This is a genomic window from Sporosarcina sp. Y1011 (assembly GCF_057669885.1).
In genome coordinates, this window is record NZ_JBYHFP010000033.1 from 1 (window position 1) to 10,852 (window position 10,852).

Here is a 10,852-nt window from a genome sequence, read left to right on the forward strand (position 1 = left end):
AATTTTAAAGAAAAATATTGACATCCTATTAGCTGGTTTAGTTCAAGAAGAATAGGACTTGCGTTTATGATTACACTTCATATATGTAAGTCCTTTTGTTATGCCTTCACACATAGATAAGCGATAGAGTGATGACTCTACCGCCTGTTACTGGTTCTTAGGATTTTTTGGGCAATAGGAAATCATAAATCACAGGGCTGTTATGCAAACACCAAACTTCTATATCACCTTTCTACACCAATATTTGTAAATGTGTTACGCTATACCTATCGACTGATTATTCCGCCATTAAACTAACTAGGCAGGATTGTTCAATACGAATGAAAAGTTAAGGTGAATTGTAAAGCGAAGTGAGGATGATGAATCAAAATGAAAGAATGTTGTTTTAAGATTAATTTATCTTTAGAAGAAGCTAAAAAAAGTTATTGTAGTTGGATGAATGAAGAGATTGAATTTGAATTGGATGAGTACGGGGATTGTGTTGATAAATCAGTACACATTTCTGAAACTGAAGATGGATGGACATATTTTGTGGACTTTGAAGGAGGAGCATTCTTTGGTTTATCAAACCAGGCATGGACGAAACTGGCAAATGGTAGATCTGTTATCTATGTTTACTATGATGAAGGTTTAAATGCAGAGCTTATAGTAATAAAAGATGGTGCGTTAATAAGAGAGTTTTCACTTTACGAAGATGAACCAGATGCTAATGTGAATTTTGGAGCATTTGAATATGAAGAACATACACCAATAGAAGATTGGATTGATGTAGTTACTTTTCTTGAAAAAGAATTCCGAGCCTAGTTGATAGTTAAATCAGGAACCAATTCCATTTTTCTTATAATAAAGGCAGGCTAGTGAAAAAATCAGAATCGGATTAATCTCCCATGAGTGCTACTCGTATAGAGTGCGACAGTCTATGGTGCAGCGTTTTTTGCAGCGTGGATGGCTAACAGGTTTGTGAAATTAAAATAAAGGCCCGAATCCCCAAAAAAGAGGACAACGAATGACAAAGCACAATGCACAATGCTGTAATCAATCGTTGTCCTCTGGTTGGCCTAGGGGACTTATTTAATCTAAACCACAGTTCTGAGCGGAATATAGTAAATAAATGAAGTAAGCCGTGCATTCGATTTTAAAAAAGGTGCGCTTATTTTTTATAATACGGGCTTACATCATTTTAGCTCATTGCCGCTTCTTCGTTTTCTTATTATTATGTCTCTCTGCTGGTGTCAAGGGTTTGTTTGCAAGTTCATGATCAAACTCCCTTGATAAATTCTTCCTAGCCGCTTGCTCATCACTAGCGTTAGCACTTAAATTGTTCTTCGGGCTGTTGCTCACTATATACACCTCCATGATTTTAGTTTGCCACGTGGTGTCCTTAGTATGCATTTTTCTTAAATCTTACGGCTGTTTTTTCTTGTTCACTAAAAGTAGCAGGTTACTTCAATAAAATTGCATTATGCCAGGATAGGTTTCAATCAAGTTGTACCGAAACAATAACTGATAATGACTAAAACACTCTAATTTTTGATGAAGGGAGAAACATCATGTATATTCCTAAACATTTTAAGGTCACAAATTTTGAGGAAATCAGGGAATTTATTCAAATGAATTCATTTGGAACACTTATCACCACCAAAAAAGGGAAACCAATTGCAACTCACTTACCCTTGCAGTTGAACAAAAAAGGAGATGATTACTATATAACAGGGCATATGGCTTATGGGAATCCTCAATGGAGAACATTCGAAACCTGCGAAGATGTATTGATTACTTTCCAAGGACCGCACGCATATATCTCTTCTTCTTGGTATGAACAGGAAAATGTTCCGACGTGGAATTATCAAGCGGTCCATGTCTATGGCGCAGGCGTTATTATGGACGTAGAAGAGTTGAAAGAGGAACTGACAATGTTGCTGCAAAAATACGAAAAACATCGAGAGAGTCCTATTTTGTGGGAAAAACTTTCTCCAAAGTTATTAGAAAAAGAACTAAAAGGTATTGTTGGATTTAAGATTAAGGTCCAAGAAATTCAAGCTGTCGATAAACTAAGTCAAAATCGTAACGAAGAGGACTATCAGAACATCGTTAATAAACTATATGAGGAAAAGGATATGAACTCTCAACAAATCGCACAACTGATGGAGAGGAAATTAAAAAAGGACCAATAGTTAGAAAAAAATCCTTCAACTAACCTGCTTTAGTTAAAATCATGGGTTTTCTTTTAACAGAAAAGCAGCATTTTGCAATGCTATATGAATATGTGGGGTGAAATATGAGGAAATATCTTTTTAGCATACTAATGGCTACTATTGTGTGTTCTTTGTTTGGATGTCAACAAAATCCTGGTGAAACAGTAAATCAGATTAAAGAAGAGGGTGTAGCTGGTTTTATTGAACCTGAAGCGTCTGATTGGGTGAAATATAATAAGCTTATCATGAAATATATGTATTACAGAACACAAGCAGTGATACATAACGATATTAGTCTCCTTTGGAATCAGTATCCAGACTTAAAGGTAGATTATGATTTTCAAAAAGGTGTTAATGTAGAGAAATATGAAGTTGAATCCTTAAACAAAGGTTTTAAATTGATAGATGCCAATTTTAGTATTGAAAGTCGTGACCGATTGAAAGTAAAGGTCGTAAACGACGAAGAGGTCATTGTTCTGGTTCATGGCGGCATTGGTTATGTGCGTAATGATTTCGATGAGTCAGGAGGGGAACTTTTAATAGAAATCTCCCTGAAACTTAAAAATGATCGATGGACCGTTGTAAAAACGGATGAATATACGATTACCGAATACAAAGAATTGATCAAGAAAAAGAGCCAATGATCATTATTGGTTAACTTCCTGTTTCTGATGTTATATCTACAGATCTATTTGAGGCTATCATTACCGAAATTTGCGTTTTTTTAGAGTATATATTTTTAGGAAGTTTCTTCTTAGTATTATCTTTAATGACTCACAATTGGGGATTCATTTTTAGGAGTTTATTTCCTGTTTTTATGGTTTTGATGACTGCGTTTGCCACCAAGACTAACAAGAAAAGTAATGGGAAAAGAAAAGATTTATTCAATCATCGTGCGAGATACTTAAATAAGGTTTTAAAACTTAGAGGAGGTATCCGATTGATAAAAGAACATATTAAAGGATTAATTATTATTTCATCTTTATTAACAATCGCAGGTTCTTGAAACAGAATTCACACTTAATTAATATATGAATAGAATAGGTATGTGTTTGCAGTAACAAAGACTTTTAAATTTTCTGCAACATATTTGAGTAAAAATGAATAGAAAAGTATCGAAAAACTGGAACTTTGGTAGAAAATGTTTTATATAAGAGGCAAGTTTATGAAGTTCTGTATTTGTAGAATAGTTGGTTATTCAAAGGTTATTTAAAGATTATTCTCTTTGGCAGGGATTTGAACTTGTATTCAAGAATGTAATAGTTATGACAATAATATAAACAATTATTTACTCAGAGGATAGGAGGGCGCATATATGTATGAACCGAAGATGAAAGAAACCGACAGTAGTGTAATTGAATTTATTGAAAGTGTGGAACATGAGAAGAAGAAGGCAGATGGCTTTCAGTTATTAGAAATTTTTGAAGAGGTAACTGGTTATGACGCGAAAATGTGGGGTCCTAGCATTATAGGCTTTGGTAGCTATCACTATAAGTATGCATCAGGACATGAAGGGGATGCGCCTTTAGTGGGTTTTTCACCAAGAAAGGCAAAAATTAGTCTTTATTTGGCCTATGAAAGTGAGGAAAGAGAAAAATTATTAGCTAGCTTTGGTAAACACACGAAGAGTAAGGCTTGTATTTATGTTAATAAATTAGCTGATATCGATACCGATGTTTTAAAGGATTTAATTAAACATACATTAGAAACATCTCAAAATCTTTCTCTGAACGAATAAAGTTATTATATAAAATAATAGCCTTATCAGCTTACTTGATAAGGTAAAGGTTCACTCTACATTTATTTTTTTTGTTTTAACCAATAATCAAGTTCATAACCAATTAAAGAATAATCAAGTTCAGTTTCATTAGTTGCTAACTGAACTAACAAAATTTTCTCCTTATCGGTGCCTGTAAGTACTTAAATAATACTTAAAGGGGTGGAAAATTAATGGTGAAAAAGTTGCTGGGTATTATTACGATAATTGGATTATTAATGGCTTGTAGTAACGAGGGTAATCAAACAAATAAAAATCAAATCATCGATGATCCGGAAAAAGAAATATCAGAAGATGATAAAAATCAATCGAATTCAAAAGATGTGGTTGAAGTAAATGAAACTAGCATGGAGATTCATACAGGCTCTACCGAAACAGTCATTAGAAATAATGAAGGTCAGGATCAGGAAATTAAAGTTATTAATTATCATATAACAACATATGGTATTGCTTATCAATTAGACGAGGTATTCGGTGTTCCTGAAGTGATCAACAACCAAATAAATTATTCATCTCAATACGCTGACTATAAGATCACATTAGAAATAATCGAACACACAAATCTTGAAAAAGCTGTATCGAATCTGCAAGAAAGATTTGAAACCGAAGGATATGAAGAAAGTTTTGAAGAAGGTTATGAATTGAAAAGCACACCGGTTGAAGAAAATGGTTTGATAGGAAAAACACAATTTTATGGCGACCATCCAATGAAAGGATTTATTGCATATGAGATTGATGAACATGCACTAGTGATTACTTTTCAATATTCAATAGAAGGTGCAGATGCGATGAACCCACTTTTAGAAGACTTACGAAAATCGATTCATGTACAATAATTATTTAATGACCAAAGCGGGTTTGTTGAGGGCTTTGTTTACTGGTACTGTTACTAAAAGTTTCTCTCCCTATATGTTGTCAATTGTAGGGACAATAATTTTATTCATCGGGTTATCTGAATTGAAGTCGAAACGAAAAACAAATGCGATTATATCGTTTGTAACATCAGTATTTGTACTTTCAGTTTCAACTTAAACTTCCCAACATTAACGGGTGCTTCACTTCAAATAGAAGTTAAGTACCCTTTTCTAGTTCAACTAAGGGGGAGGTTAGTTGAAGAAGTATTTGTCTCGATAAAGTCTAAAAGGGAGGAAATAAAATGAAAAGGTTATTTACACTATTAACCCTGCTGGTATTTGTTTTAAGTGCCTGCGTTAACAACGATGCGAAATCAAATACTATTTCCGCTGGTGAATTAACAGGGAGAGAGAATGCAATACTTTCGACTACTTCAGACAAATCACTAGTTTTTGACTTCAATATTGACAATGAATATAAAGATGTATCCGTGTGGATTGAAAAATATGAATCGGGTAAATTGGTTAATGATGAAATAAGCTCTGTAACCACACAGGTAGAGGGAAATGGCTCTATTACTTTTGCAACCTCAAAAGCAGATAGCAGAAGAAATCAACTTACATTTAATATTGGAATTAGCGGTAATGATAGCGTGCATTATATAAGTGACTTCGAGACAACGTCAGATGATTTAGATGCTATGTCAAGTGTTTGGGACAGCCTCCCTAGAGAAGAACAATATCAATGAAGGAGAGGTAGTGTTAGGGAGTATCCGTTATTCAAGTGATGGAAGGATAAGTAGTCTTACTACCGATTTTTATAAAAATGTTGATGGTCATATGAATGAGTTAGAAGACTATGACGTTGTTTATCTTCTAAAAACTGAATTTAATTAGTGAGGGCTTGTGTAAATATTATTAAAGTAACAGGTGCTTTTCTACAATAAGTGGAGGTGTTTTTTCACTAACGGGCAGACTAGTTCAAGAAAAGAGGAGATGTGATTTTTCTTGTTGAATTAAAGATGTAGTGTGGTGCATAAGAATATATAGTGAAAGAGGTTTTTACATTGACAGAAATTTATCATATACCATATGGAGACCACTCGTCCCAATTCGGTGTCTTGCGTATGCCAGAAATTTCCGGACTTAGTCCAGTAGTTATTACGATTCATGGTGGTTTTTGGCAATCTAAATACGGACTTGAAGAAAATACCCCACTTGATGAAGATTTAACTCGACGTGGATATGCTACTTGGAATATTGAGTATCGTCGAGTTGGAGAAGATGGTGGGGGGTGGACAGGAACATTTATTGATGTAATTGATGCTGTAAATCACCTCATCCAGCTAAAGGAACGCTTTCAGCTCGATCTCTCTCGGGTGATTATCCTTGGGCATTCAGCAGGGGGACAGTTGGCACTCTGGTTAGCATCCCGAATTAACAAAGCTCAAACGGATGAGATTGGTAATACTCTGCTTATACCTATTCGGAGTGTAATAAGTTTGGCAGGGGTCTTGGATCTGAGGAAGATGTGGGAAATTCATGAGGAAAAAGGGATGATTAGTCCCGTAGCATCTTTCATTGGTGGATCACCCCAAGAAGTACCTGAACGTTATAGATTAGCTTCACCGATAGAATTGTTGCCTATGAATGTCGACCAAATTTTAATTCATGGTGAATTAGACCGCCATGTTCCAGTTGAATTAAGTATTGAGTATCATCGTAGTGCTATCGAAAAGGGCGATAAAGTTCGCTTGGTAGTACTTCCAGAGGTGGAACATTTCATGGTTATCGATCCGTCATCATTGGCATGGAAGTCAGTGACCGATTCACTGGAAACTTTAAATTCATGATTTTGAACTAACAGGTGCTTACTTTACTAAAAGTATAGCCTTTTTTAAATTCAAGTCATCGCTGCTTTCCTGGAACAACAGTAAGGCGCCTCATATTCAATTAACTGGCAGGATTGCTGAAAAGACATACATAGATTTTGTCGAGATTGTACAACTAATATACAATAAAATTAAGAGGAAATTGGATACAAAATTTGTTAGGAGTGATCATTTTGACAGTAGAAAAAAGTGCAAGGGTTTGTGAAAAGGGACATACGTATTACAAAAGCAGTGAGTGTACAAGTTGTCCTACGTGCGACAAAGAGAATAAGCCTGAAAGTGGCTTCCTCTCGAAACTCAGTTCACCCGCAAGAAATGCATTGGTTCATGCAGGGATTGACACTCTGAAAAAGCTATCAAATTACACTGAAAAAGAAATTTTAAAGATTCACGGCATCGGACCAGCTTCCTTGCCTACTATGAGAACTTTTTTAAAAGAAGAAGGATTGTCATTTAAAAAATAAAATTAAACGCATAAATCGGAGAGAATCTACTTTGAGAAAAACTGAAATCTGTCCTTGGACTGAAGAATGGGAAAAGCGATATAGTCACGAAGAGGAATTATTAAAAGGGATATTGATTGATGAACTAGTTGATATTTTTCATATCGGAAGCACCTCTGTACCAGCAGTAGGTTACGCAAAACCAATAATTGATATTTTAGTTGTCGTTAAGAATATTGAAAAGGTTGATATACTTAATGAAGAGTTCCGAAGTTTTGGATATGAACCTAAAGGTGAGAACGGGATCACAGGAAGAAGGTACTTTCCGAAGGGGAATGAAAATAGAAGCCATCACCTACATATATTTCAAGTAGGTAATGAAAATATAAAGACGCATTTAGATTTCAAAGAATACTTAATAAAACATCCAGAAGATGCTGAAAAGTATGGAGAAGTTAAAATAGAATTGGCAAAAAAGTTTCCGGATAATCATTATAAGTATCAAGATGAAAAGCAGGAATTTGTTAATGAATTAGTTCATAAGGTAAAAGACTGGGCTGCAAAAAGAAAACATACAGGAGATTGCAGCAGCAACTGAAGAAGAGAATGGGGGTTTTTATGTCGCTTTTGACACGAAATAAGAAACAAAGGGGATGTGCAGAAATGAATAACAAAACTAAATCAACTGTTTCTACAGGCATTACATTCGGTTCAGCTTTAGCTATTGCAATTTCTTGGAGTGTACACAAATCTATATTGTGGGCTTGTATACACGGTTTGTTTAGCTGGCTGTATGTAATTTACTATGCAGCGACTCGTTAAACTATTTCAAAAAAGGATAGAATTATTGCAATAGAAGTGGAAACCCTAAGATAATGGGTTTCCCTAAAATTTTGAAGAAGGTTTCCTTATTGGTTAGATAAGTTATTCATTGGAATGATCATCGATTGCCTGAACAGCTAGTTCCAGCGAAGTAATTCTTCTTTCTAAAAGCGTTCTCTGCGAACTACCTACCTTTGACTTAGCGTAAATGTTCTCAATTGATGGGAATAACCCGGTAAGCACATTGCGAGCTTCCGCTAAATCTTCCTGGGTGTAATAATGGGGTTCATTATTCCAAACGTTTTCTAGCATAGCTAAGCCGATGCTAAGAGCATTGAGTCGTTTCTTTAATAAGGTAGTATTTGCGCCTTTCTGAGTCATCTGAGCCAAGGCCTTTTCGCATTTACTGATTGTCGATTGAAAGGATTTAATGGATTCCACTTTATCAACTATTGATGCGTTTTCCATGTTCTTGCTTTCCTTTCTTCGTCTTCGAATTATTTTGAACCTGATTTCACTATCTCTGAAACCAGGAATATCATTTTACGTTACTTAGAAAGATTGACCCAGTTTTTATCCGTTATCCAAAAGACGATGGTCTCCATTCCGAAAGAGCTTCTTGTGGGCAACTAGGATTCGCATACCTCATTCTATCAACTCTCCCATTTTAGACTATCAAACTAACTTACACACTTTATGCGGCAAACCCTCTGAATTTATACTTTACGCACCATTTCCACTAGTGTCTGTGCAAGCCTATGTTGTTCATCGGTAGATCCAGTTTTCAAAAGTTCCATTACCATATTTAATTCCAGGCAGCTGGGTTCTTCGTGTTCGACGGGATAATTTGTAACTAACTCCGTAGGTTTAACATGCTTTTCATCACTTAACCCCATGTTTTTGCCTAACTCAACTCTCTCTAAATGCATGTAGAGTCACACTCCTTTGATATTATGTATATAGCATGGGTAATTCTTGTCAAAATATACAGTAGAACCATAGTGAATTTCGATAAGTGAAAGTCGGCTTCATTTTAATAGGACCCAACTTCATTCAATTACATCCTTTATTGCTGTTCTTCAAAGGCTTTAAAAGAAGTTATTAATGCAAAATCAGAAAATGAATGAACAGTCTGAGGTGAAAATAATGTGAAAAAACACTTTGGGATAATTAAATTAGAAAACAAAATTCTGCAACAAGTAAAGTAGGGGCTGTCCCCAAAGTCAATGTTGACAATGGTACAGCCCCAGTTTATTATGTTTCATTCCGTCCATATGCGATTATGTTTCGTTCAGGATGTTTTTTCCTTATTAGCTTCTAATGCCACCGTTTTCCTGCTCCCAATTAGGTACAATAACAGAATAACAATCATAAAAGCTGCAGAAAAAGTAAAAGTCATGCCATACCCAACATTTTTTGCTAAGAAGCCAAGACCTACTGATCCAATGGCCAAACCAAAATCTATAAAAATAAGTAGCATAGAATTGGCTGTTGCTTTTTTCTCGGGTGGAACAAGCGTCAATGCCCAAGCTTGAATAATTGGATGGATTATGGCAAAAGCGATACCAAATAATACCCCTGAAACGAGAACCATCCACATACTAGTTGAAAAGCCTAACAAGACTAAACCTATTGCCCCTGAAATGGCACCAGGAATAATAAGAATTCTGTGACCGAATCTGTCGAATATTTTACCTGAGAAAGCACGAACTAATACCATTGCAATTCCCTGTGCGATAAAAAACTGTGAAATACTACCTCCAAAGTTGATTTCTTTACCAAACGGCCCCATAAAGTTTACAGTTCCTGCAATTGCCATATAATTGAATGATACCAATATACATGGAAGAAGGACACGCTTATCGAACATGTACTTATAGAAAGGTTCTTTATTGGTCTCCTGTGGACTTTCCTTTTCAGTTTTAAGCGTATTTTTTGTGAAAAAACTGCACAAAAATGAAAAAAACATAAGACCTAGGGTTACCATCATCATCGATCGGAATGAATAAGTTGTGAGATAAGAAATAGCGATTAGTGGCCCAATTGTTGTCCCAACGCTTGTGGACATTGCGAAATAGACAATGCCCTCACCTAACCGAGATTTAGGAACAATATTACTTGATATCGTAAAGACTAAACTCGTCAGCATACAAAATCCAATCCCTTGTAGTGCTCTAATGAATATTAAAAATCCAATGGAGTCGTTTATAAAAGTAAGACCGATTGTGCCCATAAAATAAACTAGGGAAATGATGAGGAGTAATTTCATATTCACTTTTTGGATAATTACACTCGCAAAGAAGCGCGTAATTAGTGATGCTGTCATTAAGGTCGTGGTCATGATTCCTGCAAGCGTAGGATCATCACTAATGGTTGATACAAAAATCGGGAAACCTGCTGTAATCATATAAAATGAAGCAAACATTACTAAAGACAATAATATAATAATTAAATATTGGTTTGTCCATAGTTTAACTTTTCCTTTATCCATCGTATTGTAAGGCCGCCTCTCAGTTACTTCTGAAAATAAGGATGATTTGTATGTGAAAATTGCTAATTAAATCATGACAGATTTATTCTTCCCTATTCATTAAAAAATATGTAGCGTTTTTTCAATAACTTAGCTTTAGCATTATCTAAAAACAGCTGTGAAATACTTCCCTTGGAGAAGGAAAGTATTTCACAGCTGTTTTTATAGTTTAATGTCATGTAGCTAAACATTTTCAACTAAGAGGGTTTAGTTTGAGAAAAATCCTTTTATTTCTCTCGAATAAGTGGGGTTGAGTTAGCGCGAAATACCTGAATAATAACCGGGCACTGAATAATTCCGATTTCCTTCAATCCCGTTGATTTCCGTTCCGAGCGGACG

General features: G+C 35.2%; 14 protein-coding genes. 10 read left to right on the top strand and 4 right to left on the bottom strand.

The features are described 5' to 3' along the window. Nucleotides 1-369 precede the first annotated feature (369 nt). The gene (locus AC25Y5_RS18610; RefSeq protein WP_488141593.1) at nt 370-804 is read left to right on the top strand and encodes a hypothetical protein; all 435 of its coding nucleotides are present in this window, start codon (nt 370-372) and stop codon (nt 802-804) included. 381 nt (nt 805-1,185) lie between these two features. Here AC25Y5_RS18610 and sspO read toward each other — a convergent pair whose 3' ends face one another. Continuing rightward, the gene (gene sspO, locus AC25Y5_RS18615) at nt 1,186-1,341 is read right to left on the bottom strand and encodes a small acid-soluble spore protein SspO (RefSeq protein ID WP_482104114.1); all 156 of its coding nucleotides are present in this window, start codon (nt 1,339-1,341) and stop codon (nt 1,186-1,188) included. A 209-nt stretch (nt 1,342-1,550) separates the two neighbouring features. On the opposite strand from sspO, the gene AC25Y5_RS18620 reads away from it, so the two are divergent. From AC25Y5_RS18620 to AC25Y5_RS18660, 9 genes are all read left to right on the top strand, one after another. Next, entirely contained in the window at nt 1,551-2,174 is a 624-nt protein-coding gene (locus tag AC25Y5_RS18620; RefSeq protein WP_488141594.1) for an FMN-binding negative transcriptional regulator, read from the top strand. Nucleotides 2,175-2,278: 104 nt separating this feature from the next. Further along, nucleotides 2,279-2,839 carry a hypothetical protein gene (locus AC25Y5_RS18625; RefSeq protein WP_488141595.1) on the top strand — a complete coding sequence of 187 codons (561 nt, stop codon included), beginning with the start codon at nt 2,279-2,281 and terminating at the stop codon, nt 2,837-2,839. A gap of 671 nt (nt 2,840-3,510) precedes the next feature. Beyond that, nucleotides 3,511-3,933, top strand: a complete 423-nt coding sequence (locus tag AC25Y5_RS18630; RefSeq protein ID WP_488141596.1) for a DUF1801 domain-containing protein — start codon at nt 3,511-3,513, stop codon at nt 3,931-3,933. Nucleotides 3,934-4,145: 212 nt separating this feature from the next. Next, nucleotides 4,146-4,808 (top strand): hypothetical protein, encoded by a 663-nt coding sequence (locus AC25Y5_RS18635; protein WP_488141597.1) that lies wholly within the window; start codon nt 4,146-4,148, stop codon nt 4,806-4,808. Nucleotides 4,809-4,881: 73 nt separating this feature from the next. Then, nucleotides 4,882-5,004 (top strand): DUF3953 domain-containing protein, encoded by a 123-nt coding sequence (locus tag AC25Y5_RS18640; protein ID WP_488141605.1) that lies wholly within the window; start codon nt 4,882-4,884, stop codon nt 5,002-5,004. A 124-nt stretch (nt 5,005-5,128) separates the two neighbouring features. Continuing rightward, nucleotides 5,129-5,575, top strand: coding sequence for a hypothetical protein (locus AC25Y5_RS18645; protein ID WP_488141598.1), 447 nt, complete (start codon nt 5,129-5,131; stop codon nt 5,573-5,575). Nucleotides 5,576-5,893: 318 nt separating this feature from the next. Further along, nucleotides 5,894-6,679: an alpha/beta hydrolase family protein gene (locus AC25Y5_RS18650; protein ID WP_488141599.1), complete on the top strand. Its 786-nt coding sequence runs from the start codon at nt 5,894-5,896 to the stop codon at nt 6,677-6,679. 212 nt (nt 6,680-6,891) lie between these two features. Then, nucleotides 6,892-7,182, top strand: coding sequence for an RNA polymerase alpha subunit C-terminal domain-containing protein (locus AC25Y5_RS18655; RefSeq protein ID WP_488141600.1), 291 nt, complete (start codon nt 6,892-6,894; stop codon nt 7,180-7,182). Nucleotides 7,183-7,213: 31 nt separating this feature from the next. Then, nucleotides 7,214-7,759, top strand: a complete 546-nt coding sequence (locus tag AC25Y5_RS18660; RefSeq protein WP_488141601.1) for a GrpB family protein — start codon at nt 7,214-7,216, stop codon at nt 7,757-7,759. A gap of 326 nt (nt 7,760-8,085) precedes the next feature. On the opposite strand, the gene AC25Y5_RS18665 is transcribed toward AC25Y5_RS18660, so the two are convergent. The 3 genes from AC25Y5_RS18665 to AC25Y5_RS18675 form a co-directional block, all read right to left on the bottom strand. Next, nucleotides 8,086-8,451, bottom strand: a complete 366-nt coding sequence (locus AC25Y5_RS18665) for a hypothetical protein (RefSeq protein WP_488141602.1) — start codon at nt 8,449-8,451, stop codon at nt 8,086-8,088. A gap of 248 nt (nt 8,452-8,699) precedes the next feature. After that, nucleotides 8,700-8,912 (bottom strand): DUF3243 family protein, encoded by a 213-nt coding sequence (locus AC25Y5_RS18670; RefSeq protein WP_488141603.1) that lies wholly within the window; start codon nt 8,910-8,912, stop codon nt 8,700-8,702. Nucleotides 8,913-9,274: 362 nt separating this feature from the next. Continuing rightward, on the bottom strand, nt 9,275-10,474 hold the full coding sequence (locus tag AC25Y5_RS18675; RefSeq protein ID WP_488141604.1) for an MFS transporter: 1,200 nt from the start codon (nt 10,472-10,474) through the stop codon (nt 9,275-9,277). Nucleotides 10,475-10,852 lie beyond the last annotated feature (378 nt).